This is a genomic window from Mycolicibacterium agri (assembly GCF_002553505.1).
GTDB classification, from domain to species: domain Bacteria; phylum Actinomycetota; class Actinomycetes; order Mycobacteriales; family Mycobacteriaceae; genus Mycobacterium; species Mycobacterium agri.
The window spans coordinates 1-20971 of sequence record NZ_PDCP01000045.1 but is presented as its reverse complement, the minus strand read 5'-3'; the positions used below and the strand labels follow the sequence as shown (position 1 = coordinate 20971).

22 protein-coding genes, 1 tRNA gene and 1 pseudogene are annotated in these 20971 nt (G+C 64.1%); 14 read left to right on the top strand and 10 right to left on the bottom strand.

The features are described 5' to 3' along the window. Window positions 1–159: 159 nt before the first annotated feature. A complete protein-coding gene (locus tag CQY20_RS21865) occupies window positions 160–756 on the bottom strand; it encodes an antibiotic biosynthesis monooxygenase family protein (protein ID WP_133119100.1) in 597 nt (198 codons plus the stop codon). 201 nt (window positions 757–957) lie between these two features. Here CQY20_RS21865 and CQY20_RS21860 point away from each other — a divergent pair, with 201 nt between their 5' ends. The 7 genes and pseudogenes from CQY20_RS21860 (at window position 958) to CQY20_RS21830 (ending at window position 6399) form a co-directional block, all read left to right on the top strand. After that, window positions 958–1944, top strand: a complete 987-nt coding sequence (locus tag CQY20_RS21860) for an amidohydrolase family protein (protein ID WP_097942179.1) — start codon at window positions 958–960, stop codon at window positions 1942–1944. An 828-nt stretch (window positions 1945–2772) separates the two neighbouring features. Continuing rightward, a tRNA-Leu gene (locus CQY20_RS21850) sits at window positions 2773–2846 on the top strand. A gap of 224 nt (window positions 2847–3070) precedes the next feature. Then, a complete protein-coding gene (locus tag CQY20_RS21845) occupies window positions 3071–3373 on the top strand; it encodes a cupin domain-containing protein (RefSeq protein ID WP_097942178.1) in 303 nt (100 codons plus the stop codon). 104 nt (window positions 3374–3477) lie between these two features. After that, the gene (locus CQY20_RS21840; protein ID WP_097942177.1) at window positions 3478–3999 is read left to right on the top strand and encodes a GNAT family N-acetyltransferase; all 522 of its coding nucleotides are present in this window, start codon (window positions 3478–3480) and stop codon (window positions 3997–3999) included. Between the two features lie 352 nt (window positions 4000–4351). Continuing rightward, window positions 4352–4783 carry a redoxin domain-containing protein gene (locus CQY20_RS21835; RefSeq protein WP_234816351.1) on the top strand — a complete coding sequence of 144 codons (432 nt, stop codon included), beginning with the start codon at window positions 4352–4354 and terminating at the stop codon, window positions 4781–4783. Window positions 4784–4841: 58 nt separating this feature from the next. Next, window positions 4842–5000 carry a thioredoxin domain-containing protein gene (locus CQY20_RS36355; RefSeq protein ID WP_234816350.1) on the top strand — a complete coding sequence of 53 codons (159 nt, stop codon included), beginning with the start codon at window positions 4842–4844 and terminating at the stop codon, window positions 4998–5000. Between the two features lie 12 nt (window positions 5001–5012). Continuing rightward, window positions 5013–6399 (top strand): annotated as a pseudogene (locus tag CQY20_RS21830) (MBL fold metallo-hydrolase). Window positions 6400–6459: 60 nt separating this feature from the next. Here the strand turns inward: CQY20_RS21830 and CQY20_RS21825 are convergent. From CQY20_RS21825 to CQY20_RS21800, 6 genes are all read right to left on the bottom strand, one after another. Then, the gene (locus tag CQY20_RS21825) at window positions 6460–7350 is read right to left on the bottom strand and encodes an alpha/beta fold hydrolase (RefSeq protein WP_133119098.1); all 891 of its coding nucleotides are present in this window, start codon (window positions 7348–7350) and stop codon (window positions 6460–6462) included. Window positions 7351–7355: 5 nt separating this feature from the next. After that, entirely contained in the window at window positions 7356–8147 is a 792-nt protein-coding gene (locus CQY20_RS21820) for an ABC transporter permease (protein ID WP_097942175.1), read from the bottom strand. After that, on the bottom strand, window positions 8140–9006 hold the full coding sequence (locus tag CQY20_RS21815; RefSeq protein ID WP_097942174.1) for an ABC transporter permease: 867 nt from the start codon (window positions 9004–9006) through the stop codon (window positions 8140–8142). The genes CQY20_RS21820 and CQY20_RS21815 overlap by 8 nt, the downstream gene beginning before the upstream one ends. Next, window positions 9003–10016 (bottom strand): ABC transporter substrate-binding protein, encoded by a 1014-nt coding sequence (locus tag CQY20_RS21810; protein ID WP_163701673.1) that lies wholly within the window; start codon window positions 10014–10016, stop codon window positions 9003–9005. The genes CQY20_RS21815 and CQY20_RS21810 overlap by 4 nt, the downstream gene beginning before the upstream one ends. Before the next feature lie 62 nt (window positions 10017–10078). Continuing rightward, window positions 10079–10864, bottom strand: coding sequence for an ABC transporter ATP-binding protein (locus CQY20_RS21805; RefSeq protein WP_163701670.1), 786 nt, complete (start codon window positions 10862–10864; stop codon window positions 10079–10081). Beyond that, window positions 10861–11955: a GntR family transcriptional regulator gene (locus CQY20_RS21800; RefSeq protein WP_133119097.1), complete on the bottom strand. Its 1095-nt coding sequence runs from the start codon at window positions 11953–11955 to the stop codon at window positions 10861–10863. Before CQY20_RS21800 ends, CQY20_RS21805 begins: the two co-directional genes overlap by 4 nt. 154 nt (window positions 11956–12109) lie before the next feature. Here CQY20_RS21800 and CQY20_RS21795 point away from each other — a divergent pair, with 154 nt between their 5' ends. Next, a complete protein-coding gene (locus tag CQY20_RS21795; RefSeq protein WP_163701667.1) occupies window positions 12110–12853 on the top strand; it encodes a 5'-methylthioadenosine/S-adenosylhomocysteine nucleosidase family protein in 744 nt (247 codons plus the stop codon). Here the strand turns inward: CQY20_RS21795 and CQY20_RS21790 are convergent. Further along, window positions 12850–13866, bottom strand: coding sequence for a LacI family DNA-binding transcriptional regulator (locus CQY20_RS21790; protein ID WP_097942169.1), 1017 nt, complete (start codon window positions 13864–13866; stop codon window positions 12850–12852). The genes CQY20_RS21795 and CQY20_RS21790 overlap by 4 nt on opposite strands. 106 nt (window positions 13867–13972) lie before the next feature. On the opposite strand from CQY20_RS21790, the gene CQY20_RS21785 reads away from it, so the two are divergent. From CQY20_RS21785 to CQY20_RS34895, 4 genes are read left to right on the top strand one after another with little or no spacing between them, the layout of a single operon-like run. After that, the gene (locus CQY20_RS21785; protein ID WP_097942168.1) at window positions 13973–14179 is read left to right on the top strand and encodes a hypothetical protein; all 207 of its coding nucleotides are present in this window, start codon (window positions 13973–13975) and stop codon (window positions 14177–14179) included. Window positions 14180–14182: 3 nt separating this feature from the next. After that, window positions 14183–15691, top strand: a complete 1509-nt coding sequence (locus CQY20_RS21780; protein ID WP_097942167.1) for a sodium:solute symporter family protein — start codon at window positions 14183–14185, stop codon at window positions 15689–15691. Further along, window positions 15688–16806, top strand: a complete 1119-nt coding sequence (locus CQY20_RS21775; protein ID WP_097942166.1) for a histone deacetylase-like amidohydrolase — start codon at window positions 15688–15690, stop codon at window positions 16804–16806. Before CQY20_RS21780 ends, CQY20_RS21775 begins: the two co-directional genes overlap by 4 nt. A 3-nt stretch (window positions 16807–16809) precedes the next feature. Next, window positions 16810–16971, top strand: a complete 162-nt coding sequence (locus CQY20_RS34895; protein WP_163701625.1) for a hypothetical protein — start codon at window positions 16810–16812, stop codon at window positions 16969–16971. 36 nt (window positions 16972–17007) lie between these two features. Here CQY20_RS34895 and CQY20_RS21770 read toward each other — a convergent pair whose 3' ends face one another. Then, a complete protein-coding gene (locus CQY20_RS21770) occupies window positions 17008–18117 on the bottom strand; it encodes a hypothetical protein (RefSeq protein ID WP_097942165.1) in 1110 nt (369 codons plus the stop codon). Window positions 18118–18427: 310 nt separating this feature from the next. Between CQY20_RS21770 and CQY20_RS21765 the strand changes: the two genes are divergently transcribed. Continuing rightward, window positions 18428–18958, top strand: coding sequence for a GNAT family N-acetyltransferase (locus tag CQY20_RS21765; protein WP_234816349.1), 531 nt, complete (start codon window positions 18428–18430; stop codon window positions 18956–18958). Between the two features lie 169 nt (window positions 18959–19127). Then, a complete protein-coding gene (locus CQY20_RS21760) occupies window positions 19128–20321 on the top strand; it encodes an ABC transporter substrate-binding protein (RefSeq protein WP_097942164.1) in 1194 nt (397 codons plus the stop codon). 204 nt (window positions 20322–20525) lie between these two features. On the opposite strand, the gene CQY20_RS21755 is transcribed toward CQY20_RS21760, so the two are convergent. After that, a partial coding sequence (locus tag CQY20_RS21755) for a DUF5994 family protein (protein ID WP_234816348.1) occupies window positions 20526–20971 on the bottom strand: 446 nt, incomplete at its 5' end.

The following is a 20971-nucleotide window of genomic DNA, read 5'->3' as shown; positions in this document are numbered from 1 at the left end:
ACGTAACGGTCGTGATTCCGGAAGTCTTCTTGATGACGCCCCATCACTCAGGAACGCTTGTGAGCTTCGGGCTGGGCTGGCGGTCCCGTTTTTTGAAGCGATGCCCGTCCGACCAGGTGAGTGCGGCGATTCTTGGGCCCGCGAGAGGACTGCGGCAGCCTACGGTCGGTGCATCACGTGCGACAGCCGAGCCGTCCACTCATACTTCGTCGCCGCAGCCACGGCGTTCATCGCTTCTCGGTAAGCGCTTCCCTCGAGAAAGCTCCGGGTGGTCGCGGGATCCGGCAGCTCGAGATCCATGATCCAGTCGTAGTCGGTGGGGTTGTTGCCGACATTGTGACCGACCAGCGCCCTCTCGACTCCCTCCACCTTGGTCAGGCTCTCGACGGCGGCGATCGCCGCGGCTCGCTCGCCCTCTGAGGCCTCGTCCTTCCAGATGAACATCGCCGCGTGCTTGACGTGGCCCGCCCGGGTGGGCGGCGCGTCCCCGTCGTAATACCAGTCCACGCGTGCAGTGAACTCGTCGAACGAGGTGACCTCGTTGGACTTGGACGCCGCATCATGGGTGGGGTCGGCCGCGTAGGCCCGAAAAGCCTCCCAGTCCTCGAAGTCCAGGTGGAGTGCGAGGTCGAAATTGGAGATCGGACCGTCGCTGCCTTTACGGCGCCACACGGGCAACCGCTCCCAGGGAGGCACGCGGTGTAACAACTCGCTGCCACCGAACAGGTCCGCCCCGTAGTCGCCGGAGCGAACCATCGGGGGTTCGGTTCCTAGGTAGGCGAGACGCTGGAGCATCGCCAGTCGCGACTCAGCGTCTAGCGGGTATCGAAGGATCCAGAGGACTGAATGTCGAAGCATTCTTCTCCTTAGATAGATCTTTGTAATCTATATAATCTTGCGTCAGTGAACAGACTGCACTGTGCGTAGTCACGTGATTCGACCGAAGGAGCCACCCCAGTGAGGGCCGATATCCACAACCATGCAGTGCCCGAGGCGGTGGTCGAGTTCTATGACCGCGAGCCCGTCTTCGGGATCGAGGTAGTTGGCGAGCGTCAGCTGAAGGGCGGCCCCGAGGGCGACTACGAGCTTCAGCCGCGCTTCTACGACGCGGCGGCGAAGGTCCAGGACCTCAAGCGGCACGGGCTCGACACCGCGGTGATGTCGGTGGATCCGCCGTTCTTCCACTACGACGTCGACCCGGACGCCGGGACGGCTCTGGCCGAGCTGATCAACGACGGCCTTCGTGCGATGGCAAGCGCTCAGCCGGACCACCTCAACTGGATGGCCACCGTCCCGCTCCAGGCACCCGAACGGGCCGCCAGCGTGCTGCGAGACGCCCACACCGATGGCTGCGTCGGCGTCGAGATCGGTACGAGCACCGGGAGCCGTTTCCTGGACGACCCGGTCTTCGAGCCCTTCTGGGCCGAGGCGGAGGCGCTGGAGATTCCGGTGATGCTCCACCCCGCGTATCAGCATCCTCATCCCGGTTTCGACAGCTTTCACCTGACGAACGTGATCGGGAACATGCTCGAGACGACGATCGCGATCGAGCGACTGATCATGTCGGGAACGCTCGACCGGCACCCCGGCGTGAACATCGTGATCGTGCACTCCGGCGGCTACGTGCCGTTCCAACATGGACGGCTGCGCCACGCACGTTCCGTCAGGCCATTTGAGGAGAGCGCGCCGCGCGACCCCGCCGACTACTTCGGGCAAGTGCGGTTCGACTGCCTGACGCATGATCGGAAGGCCCTCCGGTTCCTGATCGACCAGGTGGGCGAAGAGAACGTCCTGATGGGCACCGACCTGCCTTGCGACATGGCGACCCCTGAGCCCTGGAGCGAGCTCGTGGCCGTCGCCGGCGAGGAGGTTGCCGCGCGGATCGCAGGACCCAACATCGCAGAGCTCTACGGGCTCAAGTCGCCCGTCAGCGAATCACGTTAGCCTCGATTTTTCGTGGCGCGGGCTCGGGTCTGATGCCGAGTGGTGCTGCGGTGTAGTGGCTTTCGTGCGGTGGCGTGTTAGTCGTCCCGCGTCGCCGGCTGGGGCGGGCTTTCCCAGGGCCGGTGGGGTCTTTCGTGGTCGATGGGTCGGGTGATCGGCGGCAGCTAGCACTATTTCGACCCGTGCGGCGGTGGCCCAGAAACTGCGGCACGGCAGGTTACACAGGTTACGCAGGCCGGCGGCGCGGCCGAACAATGGTTTGCAGCCCAACAGCACCGCATGTCCAAAACCGTTGCAGGATATCGCTCCCTGCTTGACACAGTAGTCTGCCACCTGGGCTGACGTGTCGCTGAAAGGTATTGACTACGAGTTCTATTCGACCTGGTTGAGGATCGTCGATAGACGGCGGTACAGCGCGGGCAGGATGTACTGAGGCGTAAGCACATGCGGGACAGGGTGTTACAGCTCCATACTCAATTGCCCGCCGACCCGAACGCACTGGTGTTTCCCAGTCGTGAAGGCGGGTTCCTGCCTCTCGCTGAATTCCGCTGGGCATTCGACACGCCCGCGACGACGTCCGGGGTCGAAGGGCTGGTATCTCACACGGCCTGAGATAGACCACGGCGTGGTTGGCGATCAGTACAGGCGCTAACGTCAACGTCGTGCAACGGCTCCTTGGACACGCGATGACGCTCTACGGTGCGGCCACCTTCTCAACGAGGATTCGAGTGGTGTGGCCGATGCGCTGGTAAGGCCATCGATAGCATTGCGGTACCGGGGACGCTCGAACGAGGCCGAATCGGCTTTTATCATTCTCTGATCTGCAACGCCCCCATAGCCCAATTGGCAGAGGCAGCGGACTTAAAATCCGCCCAGTGTCGGTTCGAGTCCGACTGGGGGCACTAGCGCAGGGCGGCCTTCGGCAACTCCTCACGTCAAAGGCGTCCAGCAACTACATTGCCCGCATGCGGGGGATCCTTCTTTTGTCATTCGAGTGTTGTCGTGCTGGCCGGGCTGACCTGCGGAATGGCGCACGTGCACCCAGGTCATTCGGGGGCTGAGGTGTCGACGATCAACGGCGCCGAGCTACCCGGGGTACTGGCACCCGCTGCAAGAGGTGTCGACCATGCTGGACACCATCGACGCTAACGGTCAGCGAGTGGTCGTGATGCAAGGTGTGCGTAAGGCGGGGACCCGCGCCCCGATCCACGCCCACGAGTTCGGCGGTGTCACCTGTGTGCTCAGCGGCACGATGGCCCCTTACGTCGAAGGCCGTGCGCCCGAGCCGTTCCCGGCGGGCAGCTGCTACTACATGCCGCCGAACACTCCGATGGCGGCCGTCAATCTCGGCACCGAGGACGTCCGCCTCACCGACAGCTTCACCCTGCCGGCGGATGCCGAGACCATCACCGTCATCGAACCGGCGTAGACGGACCCCGATCCCGACGACGTCGGCTGAGCGGCAAACCTGTGGTCGCCCTGCATACTTCGGGGCAAACGGCGGCGCGTGATCTTGACTAGCATCGGTCAAGCATGGATACCTGGCGCATCGACACCCTCACCGGACCGGACGCAGCCGCCGTCGTCGAGCCGGTGTTCCGCGAATACCTCGATTGGATGGTCGAGCGGTTCGCACGCGACCTGGGTATCGACAACGTGGATCCCGACGGCTCCCGTGAACGCGCCTACTTCGACGAGACGTTGCAGTTCCTGCAGCCTCGGGGCCGGCTGCTGGCAGCCCGCCTCGACAGTGACGTCGTCGGCGTCGGCGCGTTCAAGCCGACCGATATCCCGGATACCGCGGAGATCAAGCGCATGTTCGTTCGGCCCGCCGCGCGGGGCAAGGGCATCGCGCGGGCGCTGTTCGACCGACTGCTGACCGACGCGCGCGCCGAGGGATACACCAGCGTGCAACTGGAGACGCTGAGCTTCATGACGGAGGCACAGGAGCTCTACCGCTCCGTCGGCGCCGTCGAGATCGATCCCTTCGAGGGCTCCGAGGCCGTACGCGTCGGAATCGAAGCGGCGACAACGTATCTGCGCCTCGACCTCTGACGCTGCGCTGTGTGAAAACTCAAATCGGCGCAATAGGGTGCGAACGAACCGATTTTCACGGCCGCCGACGCTCTACGCTGCGACCGGAGGAAGTCGTGATCGCGACTGTTCGCCCTCGAACGCTTGACGGAGTCCGCACGGCCGAGGCCCGCGTGCCCGCCAGCAAGCGAAAGGCGCTTCGTCCGCGTCAATTTCAGCTATCAGCGTAGGACGTCCAATGTCGGCCACCGAGATCGACACGTTTGTGCTGGAAAACGGTGTGTCCCTGCCGATTCGCTGGGACGCTTGTACCAAATTCTCACCGGAGCGGAACCGGCCTCGGCTACAGTCGGCGTCGAAAGGAGGCACGACTATGGCTAACTCAAACACCGCACTGCAACTGGGTGACGAAGCGCCCGACTTCACCGCTGAAACCAGCGAGGGGACTATCACGTTCCACGACTGGCTCGGCGACGGCTGGGGAGTGCTGTTCTCGCATCCCAAAGACTTCACCCCGGTCTGCACCACCGAACTGGGCGAGGTAGCCCGGATCAAGCCCGAGTTCGACCGCCGAGGGGTCAAGGTGATCGGACTCAGCGTCGACCCGCTCGACTCCCACGAGCGCTGGACGCGCGATATCGAAGAGACCCAAGGGGTTACGCTCAACTTTCCACTCATCGCCGACGGTGACCGACGCATCGCCGACCTGTACGGGATGATCCACCCCAACGCCGACGACACCGCCACGGTGCGCAGCGTGTTCGTGATCGGCCCCGACAAGAAGATCAAGCTGACGATCACCTAATCCCCAGAGCACCGGGCGCAACTTCGACGAAATCCTTCGCGTCATCGACTCGCTGCAGTTGACCGCAGAACACAAAGTCGCGACCCCGGCGAACTGGAAGCAGGGCTCGGACGTCGTCATCATCCCCGCAGTCTCCGACGACGAGGCACGCGAGCGCTTCCCTGGCGGCTGGAAAACGGTCAAGCCGTACCTGCGCTTAGTGCCGCAGCCCAAATGATGGGCAACTGCGATGATCCTCGAGCAGTACTACCTCGAATGTCTATCGCAAGCGTCATACCTGATCGCTGACGAAACGACCGGCCGCGCAATCGTTGTCGATCCGCGCCGAGATATCACCGAGTATCTCGCGGACGCCGCGCGGTACGGATTGGCCATCGAAGGCGTGATCAACACGCACTTCCACGCCGATTTTGTCTCCGGCCATTTGGAATTGGCCAATGCAACGGGTGCATGGATCGGTCTGGGCGAAGCCGCCCAGGCCGATTACCCCATTCGCCGGCTATCTCACGGGGAGCGCATCTTGCTGGGCGAAGTCGAACTGGAAATCCTGTCGACGCCGGGGCATACCTGGGAGTCGATCAGCGTGCTGGTGCGCGAACATCCTGGGGCACAACCAGATGCGGTGCTGACCGGCGACTCGTTGTTCATCGGCGACGTCGGTCGGCCCGACCTGGTGAACATCGGCGAAGGGTCGCCGGCGGAGCTGGCTCACGCGATGTATCACACCATCCACGACACGCTGTTGAAGCTGCCGGATAGCGTGAGAGTGCTGCCCGCGCACGGGGCGGGGTCGGCCTGCGGCAAGAACCTGTCGTCGGAACTGACTTCGACGATCGGCGAGCAACGACGCACCAATCCGTCGGTGCAACCGATGAGCGAGGCCGCCTTCGTCGAACTTGTCACCCACGGGCACCCCACCGCACCGGCCTACTTCGCCGTCGACGCGGCGATGAACAAGAAGGAGCACTCGCTGCTGAACCCCGTCCCGCACGATCCCGGCGCTCCGTGCAGCGCAGTTGCGTAAGGCTCTCGACGATAGGGTCGCCGTCGTTGACGCCCGCAGCGTCGATGACTTCGCAGCGTGTCACCTGCGCGGCTCGATTGCCGTCGGCTTCGACGGGCGTTTCGCCGAAACCGTCGGCATGGTGGTCGATATCGACGAGCCGATCGCGTTGATAACGTATCCGGGACAGGAGCAGACCGCCGCGATGCGGCTTGCCCGCGTCGGCTGCGACAACACCATCGGCTACGTCAACGTCGACCGCGGCGGTGCGTTCGACCCGTCGTTGGCCGACCTGCTGCAGTGCGCCCCGCGGGTCAGCCCCGCCGAGTTGGACCACCTTCGGGCTCAGGATGCGGTGACGCTGGTCGACGTTCGCAATCCCGGCGAGGTCGAACGCGGCGCCATCCCCGGCGCGATCCACATCCCGCTGGCTCAGCTGCGCAGCCGAATCCATCAGGTGTCCAACGAAAAACCGGTCGTCGTGCACTGTGCCAGCGGGTGGCGCTCCAGTGCGGCGGCCTCGCTGTTGCGGGCGCGGGGATTCACCGACGTCTCGGACCTGGCCGGCGGCTACAACGCCTGGGCCAACGGATCACCCTCCTGCCGAACGTGAAACCTCTGCGGAATCTCGCGCCGAAACCCGCAAGATCTTCACGTTCGGCGGGGTGACGAATCAGGTCGGCACGAGCTCGGTGACGAACGCCCGCAGCAGGGCGGCGAACCGGCGGGGCTGCTCGCGGTAGACGTAGTGTGCCGAACGATTGATGACGACCGATGTGCAGTCGCGGGTTCGGGCCGCGATCTTCGCGAAGAGAGTGTGCGCTAGGGCCACCGGGGCGGAGACGTCGTTGTGACCCCACACTTGAAGCACCGGCATGGCGAAGCCGCGCTCTTCGACATCAGCGAGAACACGCGACCGTAGGCAATCCAATTCAGGCTTGACGATCGTGTTGTAGTCGCGGATTCGCCGCTCGCGGTCAAACCACCAATTGTTTTGCGTCGCAGCTTCGAACCGCCCGGGTACAAGGCCGTCGACGTGCTCGATGAGGTAGGAATTCATGCACGGCTCGCGGCGGATGAACTCGGTCGTCGGCTCCGGTGGCGGTGCGTCGTACGCCCGAGGGTAGAAATCCGCGGGCGTTTCGGGCGACGGGGGAGCCAGTGTGTTCGACGAGACCAACACCAGGCCGGCGATCCGGTCGGGGTGATGGAGTGCGGCCGCGGCGACCGGCAACGCTCCGCGTGAATGACCCATCAGAATGATCGGGATCGAGCCGAGGCGGTCAAGCAGTTCTTCCAAGTGTTCACAGATCGCGTTGGCTCCCATCGCCCGGTCGACGAGGTCCGGAGAGTAGGAAAGCCCCTGTCCGGGTTTGTCGTAGGCGATCAGCCGAGCGCCGAGGTCAGCCGGCGACCAAATAGTGCTCCAGTCCAAGGCGTTTGACAGCGAACGCGGGTCGCCGCCGTGCACCATGACGATCGCGGCGCGGTTCGCACCGGGACCGGTGTCGTACACGCACGTGTTGACGCCTCGGATCGTCCACCACTGTCGATCGGATTGCATTGTGTTCAGTCGGCCCAGCGACTCGCCCGCGTTTCCAGCCACATCAGCACTGCGTACGAAATCAGCGAGGCGATGATGATCAGGACGATGACGGCCCAGACTCCGGCGATGTCGAAGGTTGAGGACTCGACGATCAACAGCTTCCCGATACCGATCGTGCCGATGATGACCTCTGCGCTGATGACGCCCTTGATCGCTTGGACAATGGCCACCCGCAGACCGGTCAAGAGCAGCGGCGCCACCGAGGGAAGGTAGATCGTCCACGCAAGCTGAAAGCGGTTGGCGCCGAAGCTGCGTGACATCTCGATCAGCGGGTCCGGGACCTCACGAAGAGCGGTCGCCCATTGGAGTGTGAGGGGCAATAACGCAAAAGAGACGACCGACATGACAACCGACGTTTCGCTGAGACCCCAGATGAAGACGAAGATCGGGATCAGTGCGACGGTCGGCACGGCCATGAGGCCGCCGAGGACTGTGGTCAACGCCTCGTCGATCAGATCGCTCAGCCCGAGCAGAGCGGCCAGTGCGGCGGCGATCGCCATCGTGATCAGCAGTCCGATGACGAGCGTGCGCAGTGTGGATACACCGGCCGCGACAAACGATCCGTCGGCGATGTGGCTCCACATCTGGTCGAAGATGTCGGTCAGGGGAGGCAGCCAACCGGGTTCGATAGTGACGGCGACCAATTGCCACACCGCGAGTACGACGATGAAAGTCGCGACCGGAGACAGGGTAGTCATCCAGCCGTTCAGGGGGATTCGTTGACGCGCTTCGGTCGCGACATGGGTGTCAGCCACGGGAAACCCCCTTGAGCCTGCGGATGACGGCTCGCTCGAGCCAGGTCGCCAGCCCAACGAGTATGAGTCCTTCAAGCACCACCGCGAGTGTCATCGCATAGAGGTTGGGCGCCGAGAACTGCGAGGTGTATTTGATGATCGTTCCGCCAAGGCCGGCGGGAATCAGGGTGAGTTCGATGACGATCATCCCGGAGATGGCTCTGGACAAGGCGATTCGTGTGCCGGTAAAGAGGGGCGCCGCGGCACCAGGGAGAATGACCGTCCGCCACACCTGCAGCGGTGACGCGCCGAAAGATACTGCCATCTCCTCCAACTGGGCCGACGGCACCCGCACGGCGGCGCGGGCGTTGAGCGCGACGACGGGAAAGGTGAACAGGAACACAGCCACCACACGCGCTGTCAGGGTCAGGCCGAACGCCACGATGATGACCGGCACGAGCGCGACCATCGGGACGACCAGCGCAATGTCGAGCCAGTAACTGCTCGCTCGATCGACGCCGCGGCGACGGCCCAGCACAAAGCCGACGAGCAGACCGAGCACGATCGAGACGGGAAACCCGATCAGCAGTGACTGGTTGCTCGCCCACACAGCGGGCCACAGTATGCCGTTGCGAGCCTGCTCGATAAGCGCGACGACAGTGTCGGTGAACGTGGGGACGAAGAGGCCCCCGTCGCGGATCCCGAGCCACTGCCACACGCCGAGGATGGCCGCAATGAACGCCATTCGCACTGCCCAGACGCTGGCTTTCCGCTTGGCTCGAGCGGCGATCTTGCCCGACGGCGGGCCACCGGCAAGGCCCTTGGTGGTGGCGGGCGCCTGGACCGTGCCGGTGGCCTGTACAGACGAGCTAGTGGTCACTTATGGAGAACTCCGTCCAACGGTTCGGTGGTGCAGCAGCCCTCACGCGTCGGCACGCCGTCGAGGCCGCCGAACTCCTTCACCGCATCGAGCGTCGCGTTGATGCTCTCATCGGTGAAGTTGGCGTCCTCAGGCCACACATTGGACTCGAGATAGGTATCGGCGAAACCCTTTGCCTGCTCCGGAGTTACGTCCGGAACGTTCGCAACGATGCCGTCGATGAGCACCTGCGGGTCTTCCTTGATCCGCTTCTGCTGCGCGACGAGGGCGTCCAGGAAGTCGTTCACCGCGTCGGGATTCTGCTTGAGGAACTTGTCGCTGGTGAAGATCGCGCTATCGACGATGTCGTTCATCGAAGTCGCGTAGTTGTAGAGGACGTGAAACTTGCCCGGCGCCTTCTCCTCCAGGACTTGGAGATCCGACAGTTGCACCACGGACGCATCCAGCTCGCCGGCGATCAATGCCTGCACGCGGTTGGCCGAGCCGGGCACGACGACGAGGTTGGGTTTGACGTTCGGATAGTCCTTGAGCAGGAGGTTGGTGTAGAGCGCAGTCGCCGACACCTGGGCGTGAATACCAATCCTCAACCCGTCGAGACCTTCCGGCGTCGTCACGTTGGGCGGAACGACCATGGCGTACGACGGGCTATTCTGCGCCGAGATCGCCTTGACGGGCGCGCCCTGAGCGGTGGCGCCAAATAGGGTGCTGGTGTTGGCCGTTCCGATCTGTGCGTCGCCGCGGACGACGGCTTGCACTGGGTCTTCGGAGGACTGCAGCCAGATGAGTTTGATCTCGTAGCCCTCGTCTTCGAGTTGCTCGCTGGCGAGGATCGTCGGGACCTTCTCAACCTGCGGCACCGCGTTCGAGAAGGCGATCGCAAGCGTGCCTTTACCCTCCTGGGCGGCATTCGAGTCGCCGCCACCACCGCCACAGGCGGTGACGAGCAGCAGTGAAGCGACGGCGATCAGCGCCGGCATCATCCACCGGACCGGAGCGGATATGCGTGTCATGATGTCCCTTCCGAACGGAATTGCGTTGGCCCGCAGCGATCTACTGTGTTCTGCGGTCGCGCTCATGTGTCTTGGACGCGCTTGTGAAGTAGTACGTCATCTCTGATGAGTTGCCAGATCGAATCGACGATCTCGGTGAACTCGACGGTGTGCTTGACGTCAAGGCTGCGGGGACGTGTCAACGTCACGGGCACGATTGCGCGCACTCGGCCGGGATTGGCGGAGAGAACCACCACCTTGTCGGCAAGATACACCGCCTCGTCGAGCTGGTGGGTGACGAAGATGACGGTCTTGCGCTTCTGCTGCCAGATGGACAGCAGCTCGGCCTGCAGCACCTCACGTGTCTGTGCATCCAGAGCGGCGAAAGGCTCGTCCATCAAGAGGATTTCGGGATCCGACACCAGCGCTCGCGCCAAGTTCACCCGCTGACGCATGCCGCCGGACAGCTGGGCGGGATACTTCTCGGCCGCGTCAGCGAGGCCGGTCATCGCGAGTAACGGAGCCGCCTGGCGACGTGCTCCGGATCGGCGAACACCCTGCAGTTCAAGGGGATAGCCGATGTTGTCCTGCACCGATCGCCACGGCAACAGGCAGTCCGCCTGGAAGACGAAGCCGCGGTCGCGGGTAGGTCGGCGCACTTCGTTACCGGCCACGGTGACGATGCCGGACGCGGCCGGAAGCAGTCCGTGGATCGCCCGCAGGAGGGTCGTCTTGCCGCTGCCGCTCGGCCCGACGACGGTCACGAACTCGCCCTGTTCGATGCCGAGGTTGATGTCTTCGAGGACATTCGTCGTGGTTCCTGGGAAGCGTACGAATACATCACGTAATTCGAGCAGGGTGCCGGTCACGTATCGTCTTTCCTTCCGCGGTCGAGCGCTTCCATGAGACGTTCTCGCAGGGTGAGCGATCGCTGGGGTGTCCCTACCGCTCTGTTCTGTTCCTCTTCTTTGATCATTTCGACGATGCCGTCGCGTACCTGGCACAGGTTCGCCTCGACGGAAGCGATCACTCCAGCCTCGTCGCCCGCCGCGATCTTGTTGAGCACGTCGTTGTGCGCTTCGTCGTGTGGATGGCGTAGTCGCCAGCCGAAGATGTAGCGCCCCAGTTTGAGACGTAGCTCCTCAAGGAGACGCACGAGTTCGGGATTGTTGGTGACGTCGAAGAGCTCGGCGTAGTACGCGCGCCGCGCGTCGACCATCTCGGCGCGCTTCGACTCGGCCAGGTCGGAAAGCGCGCGCAGTGTCCTGACACGCTCCGGCGTCATGGCGCGCATCGACTGCCGTACCGCGTGCGTTTCGAGAACGATTCGAATGTCGTACAGCTCACGCGCCTGCGCGGCGGTATGGGCCGTGACGACAGCGCCCTTGCGATCGCCTAGTTCGACCAGTCCGTCTGCCGCGAGCCGTAACAAGGCCGACCGCACAGGAATCCGTGACACGCCGAGCGCTTCCGCGAGAGCCGCCTGACGCAGCGGCTCTCCTGGCGCAAAGACGTTCAGCACGACCGCTTCCCGCAGTGTTTGATACACCTGGGTGCCGAGTGACCGGCGGCCACTCACGCTGGGCAGGGGGCGGCCAGCGTCGTGGGGCGCCCGCGTGCCTGCCTGCATGTCGAATCTCCGCCGTGAAGCTGGTGTGCATTTACCGAACGACGCTAGATCGAACGTATCTTGTATCAAAAAGATGGGATACATCGTTACCTGATCGTTACCTTCGTTTCGAGGCCCTGGCGTCGTCGACATTTGCCAGCCAGATCGGCTCCGCAGATGACCGGTGTTCGGCGGATTGCGGGCGCGCGCGTCGGCGATGTCGCGATCTTGACGACGGCTGGAGCACCTGGAGCACGCCAGCGGCCGCGCTGTCTCGCCGAACGTGAAGCCTCTGCGAAATTTCTCGCCGGAAACCACAAGATCTTCACGTTCGCGGGACTGGGCAGTCACCGGCGCGTTGCCCGGCCTTGGTCTTGCGGACGTTGCCCAATCGGCACGTTGAGGTGGGCGAAGACATGGTGCAATTGCAGGCGGAAAACCATGCGACGCGGAACGGGCGGTGCCTCAGCGGATGGATTGTGGCTCAACGGATCCTTGGGCGAGCGTGGTGGTCTTGGCCGCGCTGGGCATGGAGGCGGCTGCGCTCAGCACTTTGCTGACCGATTGGTCGGCGACGCCCGGCATGAGATCGCATTACGCGGGCTACATCGGTGAGCGGCGAGTGGTGGTCTATCCGATTGCCGGGGCGGGCAATCTCCACGCGGCCATTGCGGCGCGCGACGCGATCGCAACGTGGCACCCCGAGTACGTGATCCTCAGCGGTATCGCCGGCGGATTTCGCGCGCGGCACCAGCATCTCGGTGACATCCTGGTACCCACGCAAGTCGTCAACTACGAGACGGGCAAGCTGACCGACGGCACATTCGAGCACCGCTACGAGGCCTACCACGCTTCACACAAGCTCATCAAGGCCGCCGAGTTCGCCCGTCGTACCGACTGGTGGGCGCGCATCCCGCCCGAGATCGCCGGCAAGCGCCCCGACAAACTCAACGTTCACTTCGGTGTGCTGGCGTCCGGCGAGAAAGTCATCGCGGACAAAGAATGGGGCGAAAGCCTGCGGCGCGATTGGCCTGAACTCATCGGGGTGGAGATGGAGAGCCTGGGCGTCGCGCACGCCGCCTATGACGTGGAGCCGGCGTGGGGAGTCGTCAAGGCCGTAAGCGATTTCGCCGACAGTCACAAGCGGGACAACTGGCAGAATTTCGCGGCCTCGGCTGCGGCGGCATTCGTCGTGGCGATGATCGAGGCGCTCGGACCGCCGCCGGCTGACCGTCAGCCCGCAGGCTAGCGCTCGCCGAAGTTGCCGACGGTCTCGCCCGCCTTCCGCATCTGGACCTGATCAAACCGGTTGAAGTGCTCGAAAGGCCTGCCGGCCACCACGGCGTCGAGCAGGTTGACGGCCTCGCGGCCGAATGCCCACGGGGCGAGGTCGACGGCCGTCATCCGCGGGTCTCGCAGTTCGGTGGTGCGCTCACTGCTCAGCGACGCCAGCCCGAATTTCGGCCCGACGTGAATGCCCTTGGCCTCCAGGATGTCCAACGACCGCCCGGCGAAGCCCTGCGGCGCGCACACCAGGGCGTCGATGCCCGGCGACCCGACTGCCTCGCGCACCACGGCGCCGAGCTCCTCGGTGCTGGCGTCCAGCGGGCAGTCGAACGCATACGCCTCGACGCCGTTGGCGGCACACCAGTCCAGGTAGCTCTGGCGGACGTCGTCGGCCCACGACGAATAGAACCGCCGGTCCGATCCGATGAAAGCCGGTTGCTGAAAACCGCTGTCGCGCAAGTGATCGAGCACCATACGGGCAAGCCCGCTGTGCGGCGCTTCGATCACCGCGGCGACGGCATCGGCGAGCTCGGCCGGCGGTCGACCCGCCGTCACCATGGGGATCCCGGCGGCGACGAGCCGGTCGAGCATCGGGTCACCCGGTAGCGGATCGACGGCGAGTACGCCGTCGACCTGAAACTGGCGCGGCTCAACATCATCCGCCTCTCGGGCGAACAGCGTCAGGTCCGCGTCGTGCTCGGCCGACCCGTGCGCGGCCCCGAACGCGAAGTCCATGTAGAAGCTGAAGTTCCTCGCGATCGGCGGGATGTAGATCCCGAACGCACCGACCCGACGCCCCCGCAGTTGCCTGGCCGCGCGATTGGACACGTAGCCGAGTTCGCGTGCAGCCTCCACGACCCGCGCCGCGGTTGCCGCCGACACCCGCCCGCCGCCGTGCAGTGCATCGGACACCGTGGTCTTGGACAGGCCGACACGCTGGGCGATCTCGACGATCGTCACCCGACGCGCAGCCATGCGGTCATCGTAGTGACCTCAACTTTTCACCGATTGCTCTTGACATCGCCGGGCTGTGCGACAAGTCTCAAACGCGTGCCGGAACGTTCCGGCAAAAAGGGGCGCGATGGGAATCGGCAATCCGCAGGCAAGGAAAACGAGCGCGAGGATCGTTGTCGCGCTTGCGATCATCGATTTCGTTCTGCTGCTCTTTCCGCCGCTGACCTGGATCCTCGGTCACGGGGCGGTCTGGTACTTCCTGCTCACCGGCGCATTCGGCGTACTCTCCCTGGCGGTCATGTACCGCCTCGACAGCTCCGCCAAGGAGAAGTAGCGCATGCAGATGCTCATCGGCTACGGCGGCGTCGCGGTCTTCCTCGCAATCCTGTTCGTCATTCTGCAGCGCACCCGCACCAGCGCAGACTTCAGCGAATACGCCACGGCCGGACGATCTTTCGGCCCGATGTTCTCGGCGATGGCGTTCGTCAACACGTGGCTGCCCGGCACCATCTTCATCGCATTCGCCGGGCTCGCCGCCAGCGCCGGTGCCATCGGCTTCTACTTCGTCTCCTACTCGATCCTCGCCGTCGTGCTGATGTTCCTACTGGCCCAGCCCGTCCACGAGTGGGGCCGCCGGTTCGACCTGCGCACCCAGGCGGACCTGCTGCGCCTGCGCTACGGGTCGACAGCCGTGCGGGTCATCGCCGCCGTCATCGGCGTGATCGCGTCCTTCCCGTGGATCGTGCTCGGCATGCAGTCGCTGACGCTCGTGTTCGAATACCTGTCATTCGGCGCCGTGTCGGCGGGCACCGCCGCTTTCATCGGCATCGCCGTGATCGTCGTGCGCCAGTGGTGGACCGTGCGCCTCGGCGCCCGCGGCCTGGTGATCGGCGACTTCATCCAGGGCGTCGTGGCCTACCTCATCGGTACCCTGCTCATCCTCGGCCTGATCACCTGGCTGATTACCAACGGCCACGGATTCGGCGAGGTCGACCCCGCGTTCTTGACCCTGCCCGGTCCCGGTAGCGCCGACGGACCGCTGTTCCTGTTCGCGCTCGTCGCCACCGGCGCATTGGGCGGCTGGTGCTGGCCCGATATCTTCGTGCGGCTCTTCACATCTGACAGCACACACACGATCAAACGCGCCGCGGTCATGGCGTCGCCGCTGCTGTTTGTCTTCGGGTCCGCCCTGTGCCTGCTCGCGATGGCGGCGTCGACGCTGCCCGGCGTGTCCGACGCCCCCGATCAGGTGTGGTTCATCACCGCGTCGGTCGGCGGTCCGCTGATCCTCACGCTCGCGGGGCTGTGCGTACTGGCCGCCACCATGGGCAATGTGGGCGCGAACCTGCAAGCGCTCGGCGCGCAGATCGCCAACGACGTCGTCGGAGTCGCGCGCGGCACCCGCGTCGAGGACGCGCGGTGGGGCAAGGTGTCGGTCGGGGTGCTCACGCTAGTGGCCGGCGCGGTCGCGGTGGCCACCACCGACGCGCTGGCCTCCGGCATGGTGGCTCTGGCGCAGGTGTCCTACCAAGGCATCGTGCAGCTGGCGCCGACGCTGTTCCTCGGAATCTTTTGGCGCCGAGGAAATGCCGCCGCGGCATGCGCGGCGATGATCGTCGGTTTCGCGACCGCCTGCGTGCTGCAACTGATGTACCCGATCGCCATCCCGGTGCTCGGTGGGCTGACGTCCGGGGTCGTCGCGCTGGCCGTCAACTTCGTCGTATATGTCGCGGTGTCGTACGCCGCGCCGGCCACTCCCGACGAAAGGCGCCGTGTCGCCGAACTTTTCGACTCATTGCACCAACGACCAGCCGACCTTGTCGACGCGAAAGGACAGCCGCGATGACCGCACGCCGACGTACCGGCTACATCTGGCACGAACGCTACGCCTGGCACGACACCGGCACCCACGTCGGCTTCGTACCGGCCGGCGGCTTCAACCAACCGCATCTGAATTTCGAAACCGGTGAATCGAAGTCCAGAATGGCCGGACTCGTCGAAGTCTCCGGGATGATCGACGAACTCGTCCGGCTGCGACCGCGGTTCGCCGAGAAGGCCGATCTGTTGCGGGTGCACGACGCGGCCTACGTCGACCGTATCGAACGTGAAAGCGAGGCCCGCGGTGGCGACGGCGGCGACGGGTTCACCCCGTTCGGCCCCGGCTCCTACGACATAGCGCGGCTCGCCGCGGGCGGCACCATGGCCGCCGCCGAAGCCGTGCTGACGAAAGCCGTCGACAACGCTTACGCATTGGTGCGCCCGCCAGGACACCACGCGCGCCGCGACATGGGCATGGGCTACTGCCTGTTCTCCAACGTCTGTGTCGCAATCGAATACGTGCGCGCCACACTCGGTGTGGAGCGGGTGGCGATCGTCGACTACGACGTACACCACGGCAACGGCGCCGAATCGATCTACTGGACCGACCCCGGCGTGTTGGCGGTCTCGCTGCACCAGGATCGACTGTTCCCCTTGGACACCGGCGACGTGACCGCTTCCGGCGGTCCTGGCGCCGAGGGCACCAACATCAACATCCCGCTGCCCGCCGGCTCCGGCAACGGCGCCTATCTGGCGGCCATCCAACGCGTTGCCATCCCGGCGGTCAAAAACTTCCGGCCCGACATCATCTTCGTCTCCAGCGGCTTTGATCCCAGCGCGGTCGACCCGCTCGGCTGTATGACGGTGACGTCGAAGGGGTTCAAGGACATGGCCAGCGCCCTGGTCGGTCTGGCGGACGACGTGTGCGAGGGCCGGATTGTCTTTTCGCATGAGGGCGGCTACTCGCCGGTGCACGTCCCGTTCTGCGGGCTGGCGGTGCTGGAAGCGCTCACCGGCCACGACACCGGCGTGCCCGATCCGTTCGCGCAGAGCTTCGACAACTCGCCGGCTCACCCGTTGAAGCCGTGGCAGGACGACGTCATCGCCCAGGCCGCCATGATCGCCGAAGCGCTGCGGGTTTAGCCGATGATCGACGCCATCACGCTGCGCCTGCATTCGCCGCGGCCGGTGACTGCGATGGGCATGGCGCGGTTGCGCCGACTATTCGCCGACGGTGCAGGCCCGATGTATGCAGGCGGCAGAGGCGACCTCGACGGCCGGCTGGATGCCGTGCTGGATGTGCTCTGACACCCATTCGCATAGCGAGCATCTGACATGGCGGTGTCACGGACTGGGGAAGGCGGGATGGAAGCATTGGTCGGCGGGGCTGCCATCGCATGAGATCTGTTGACCTGCGCCGGCCGCCGCACCCCACCCGTCAGCGGTCGACTCTGCGCTGGCACCCTCGCCGTGCGCCAGTGCCATTGCGTTGTCGGCGGTTACAGTGGCCGTCGCATCAGCGAAGGCAGTATCGTGCGTGCCGACTTCTGCAATGCTCTGGTTGCCGTTGACGGTGGCGGTGCTGCGCTCGCCGTTAGCGAGGGCCGCGCTTACGTCGCCGGTGGTACTGGCGCTGGCGTCGTTGCCGTATGCCGCGGCGATGCTACGGTCGCCGTTCACGGTCGCGGTGATGTTGTCGCCGCGTTCACCGGACGCCAAGCTGTCATCACCCGTCGCGGCGGCGGTGATGTTATTGCCGCGTGTCGCCCACGCCTGAGTACCGTTGTTACCGTTGACCGTTGCGGTGTTGCGGCTGGCACTTCCGAATTGTCCGTCCCCGGCGCGCGCCTCGCCGTCGTTACCGGTCACGCGCGCAGTGTTGCGATTGTTCTGGTTGTAGGTGGGCGTGCACTTTGGTGAGCCGACTTCATCGAAGCATCCCGCGCGGGCAACCGAGGCATTGCCCATGACACTTGCGTTGTTGTTGTTGCCGAGTGACGCCTCGGCGTGGCTGTTGTTCCCGCGCACCGAGGCACGGTTGTTATTGCCGCCGCCCGCGTACGTATGGCTGTTGTCGCCCAAGGTGATCGCGCTGTTGTTGTTACCGTTCGTCGCTCGTGCACTGCTGTTATTGCCGATAGCGATCGCGCGGTTGAGTACACCGTTCGTGGCTTCTGCGGAGCTGTTATGACCAATCGCAACGGCTGCCGATCCGAAACTGCTCTTTGCGGTGGCAGAGGCGCTGTTGATTCCGACGCCACCGATAGAGATGCCCACGTCAGGTGCGGCCTCCGCTTCAGGCGCTCCCGTCGTGGACGCGACTCCTGTGCTTATGCCGAGGGCGACCGCCAGAGCACCGATCCGGCCGACGTATTTGGCGGATTGCTGGCTCAAGATGTGGTTGGCCACGTTCGCCCCCTGACTCAGGATGCCGAAACCCCGGGCGGGTTTCATGCTTCACGCAGACTAACCGGCGTTCATTGCTGGCAAATAGCAAAACCAATGCTGGCTGTATCAGTCGTTGCAAGTGCAAACAATATCGGCGTGGCGAAACGCAATTTCGTTGTTGAGATATACCTGATCAGATGGCATATTAGCCTCAGCATGGCTGGATGTGGTGCCAGCCAAAGACGTCTCGTTCGGGCTGCTGGTTTGATATTGATATTCGCTAGAACGCATGGAGCAAACCATTTTGGCGAGGCCCGATCTCGTCAGGCATCCGTTCGCGCCTGAGGACCCTTGAACGGGGAACTACTTTGGTCGCGTGATCGAAACGCTTCCCGCGTCGGCCGCAGAAGATGCTTCGTTGATGGAGCACATCACCGATCTGGTGAACCGTGTTTACGCCGATGCCGAACGCGGCCTCTGGCGAGACGACGCCACGCGTACCTCTGTCGAGGAAGTCGTCACCCTGACACGGGCCGGGCAGTTGGTGGTCGCCGACATCGACGGGCAGCCGACAGGTGTCGTCTGCGTCAAACGCCTCGACGCGAACACCGGCGAATTCGGGATGCTGGCTACCGAGCCTGCCGCGCGCGGCCGCGGCGTCGGCACCGAGCTGGTGCGCTTCGCCGAGCAATCGATGCGCGACGACGGATGCGGGCAGATGCAACTGGAGCTGCTGGTGCCACGCGAGTGGGTACTGGAATCGAAGGAATTCCTCGCGGCGTGGTACGACCGCCTCGGCTATCGCCTTACGCGGATCGGCCACACCGAAGAGGCGTACCCGCATCTTGCGCCGATGCTGTGTACACCGACCGATTTCCGTATCTACCGCAAAGAGCTGCAGATCTAAAGACTGTCGGCCTACAAGCTGTCGGGTGTCGAGCACGCCCGTAGGTGCCCGCTCATCGGATGCAAAGCAGGAACGCGCGCGAACATTGCGGCGCATTTCTCTGCTTAGCGAACGCGATGCAGCTAGAACCGGTAGATTTTCAATCTTAGATATTTTCTCAAATCGCGGGATGGTGATCGCCCTGACGAGAATGTGCATAGAACGTGTATTGAGAGGATTTGCCGGTCCGAAAGCGCGCCGCAGTTCGGCGATGGTAGTGGCCGTTGTGACGGTATTGGCGTTGTCGTCCTGTTCGGCGCCCGCCGGAACCGGCGACGAAGGCCAGCTCGCAAAGAAGGATTGTGCGAACGGCCCGGCCGTACAAGAGCAGCAGAAGGTCAACGGTATGCCGCCCGGGAAGCGGGCAGCGACCTTGGCGGCCGATGCAAAGGCCGTCAACAACGGCACGATCAGCTGGTACACCGAACTGAACGACGCGGACGTCATCACGGGGCCTTTTGAAGACAAGTATCCCGGTCTCACAGTGGCGGTCTATCGGGCCGGAACCGACGACATCCGCCAGCGGGTTTTAGAGGAAGCCGCTGCTGGCTATCGGGGCTCTGACGTCATCCAGCTTGATTACCTAGGGATGAATCCGCTTGATAAAGAGGGCGTCCTGGCCCCGGCGTCGTCGCCGGAGGTGTCGCATCTGGTGCCCGAGGCGAAGTTCGGAAACTTCACTGGCGACTCACTGAAAATTACTGTGCCAGCCTGGAATTCAACGCTGTTGCCTCCAGATCAAGCGCCCAAGTCTCTGCAGGACTTAGCCGACCCGCGGTTCAAGGGCAAACTTGCAATGGAGGGAACCGACGTCTTCTGGTTCGCGGCGCAAGTTTCTAACCTGATGAACACTGAGCGGATGACGAAGGACCAGGCGGTTGACGTCTTCCGCAAGATCGCTTCGAACGCCGCCATCACCGACGGGCACACCGCTACAACAGAATTAGTTATTGCCGGGCAATACTCGATCGCTGCCAACAATTTCGTCCATCGAATCGTCGAACTGGAAAGCAAGGGCGCACCGATCGAGTGGAAACCCGTACAGGTCCCAGCAGTGGCTGAAGTATCCGCATATGCAATCCCATGCGAGGCAGGGAATCCCGCCGGGGGAATGCTGCTCCAGGATTTTGTTCTCTCCAAACAAGGGCAACAGGAACTGTTGGCCCACGGTCGCACGCCTGTCGACAGGGCGCTGAACGAGGAATCCCTGGGTGGCGTGGACCTTCACGCAATTGAGGTCGATGCAGGTGCGATCGCGGACAAATTCTCGGAGTGGCAAGACACTTGGCGCGAAGTCGTCCAGAACGGGACGAAGACCAATTGACTGTGGTCGTCCATATGCGTAAGAGCTGAGCTGTGACGTGTTGAGGGCTGGTTTACGCGCAGGCGGTGGCCGACCTTCGGTCGTTGATTATCTGGTGCTCTGTGTAACCTCTTGTCGCGTCGGCCATCACCTGCGAACCAGTTCGGTCGGTTCTGCACGACGCATGTGGCAGTCGGTCTCCTGGCAAGCCGCGCAGCGCCGCGGTTACCGAACGTTTGCCGCGGCGACGCCCCCGGCGCGTGACGGTTCGCGGACGTGCCCGCCGCCGAGGTGCGGCGACGACCCGCGGTGACGCCGCTGCTTGGGCTGGTGCGCCATCTGCAGCAGCTCCTCGGGGGTGGACTCGTCGTCGGGGTCGGCTGCCGTCGTCACGGCCGTGTGCGCCACGGCGGGGTCCGTGTGTGGCGGCACCACGAGCAGCACCAGCGTTCCGAACTTCTTGCCGGTCACGGTCAGCGTGTGGGGCGAGGACGTGCTCGGCTCGAGGATCACGCTGTGGCCGCGGAACTCCTGCCGCATTGAAGCCGGCGCCCAGTCGTTTTCGTCGTAGATGACTCGCTCGATGGTTCCCGGTGTCGCCTGCCATGAGGATGGGACCAGTGTGACCTGATTTTTGCCAGGGTGATGGGACCACCTGGATTGCCAGTTAT

Excerpts from the sequence above, each read along its gene's own strand:
- CQY20_RS21810 (WP_163701673.1), bottom strand. The coding sequence starts at position 10,016 with ATGACACGCATATCCGCTCCGGTCCGGTGGATGATGCCGGCGCTGATC.
- CQY20_RS21825 (WP_133119098.1), bottom strand. The coding sequence starts at position 7,350 with ATGCAATCCGATCGACAGTGGTGGACGATCCGAGGCGTCAACACGTGC.
- CQY20_RS34895 (WP_163701625.1), top strand. The coding sequence starts at position 16,810 with ATGATCGACGCCATCACGCTGCGCCTGCATTCGCCGCGGCCGGTGACT.
- CQY20_RS21845 (WP_097942178.1), top strand. The coding sequence starts at position 3,071 with ATGCTGGACACCATCGACGCTAACGGTCAGCGAGTGGTCGTGATGCAA.
- CQY20_RS21770 (WP_097942165.1), bottom strand. The coding sequence starts at position 18,117 with ATGAAACCCGCCCGGGGTTTCGGCATCCTGAGTCAGGGGGCGAACGTG.
- CQY20_RS21775 (WP_097942166.1), top strand. The coding sequence starts at position 15,688 with ATGACCGCACGCCGACGTACCGGCTACATCTGGCACGAACGCTACGCC.
- CQY20_RS21865 (WP_133119100.1), bottom strand. The coding sequence starts at position 756 with ATGGTTCGCTCCGGCGACTACGGGGCGGACCTGTTCGGTGGCAGCGAG.
- CQY20_RS21780 (WP_097942167.1), top strand. The coding sequence starts at position 14,183 with ATGCAGATGCTCATCGGCTACGGCGGCGTCGCGGTCTTCCTCGCAATC.
- CQY20_RS21840 (WP_097942177.1), top strand. The coding sequence starts at position 3,478 with ATGGATACCTGGCGCATCGACACCCTCACCGGACCGGACGCAGCCGCC.
- CQY20_RS21760 (WP_097942164.1), top strand. The coding sequence starts at position 19,128 with ATGGTGATCGCCCTGACGAGAATGTGCATAGAACGTGTATTGAGAGGA.
- CQY20_RS21785 (WP_097942168.1), top strand. The coding sequence starts at position 13,973 with ATGGGAATCGGCAATCCGCAGGCAAGGAAAACGAGCGCGAGGATCGTT.
- CQY20_RS21835 (WP_234816351.1), top strand. The coding sequence starts at position 4,352 with ATGGCTAACTCAAACACCGCACTGCAACTGGGTGACGAAGCGCCCGAC.
- CQY20_RS21790 (WP_097942169.1), bottom strand. The coding sequence starts at position 13,866 with ATGGCTGCGCGTCGGGTGACGATCGTCGAGATCGCCCAGCGTGTCGGC.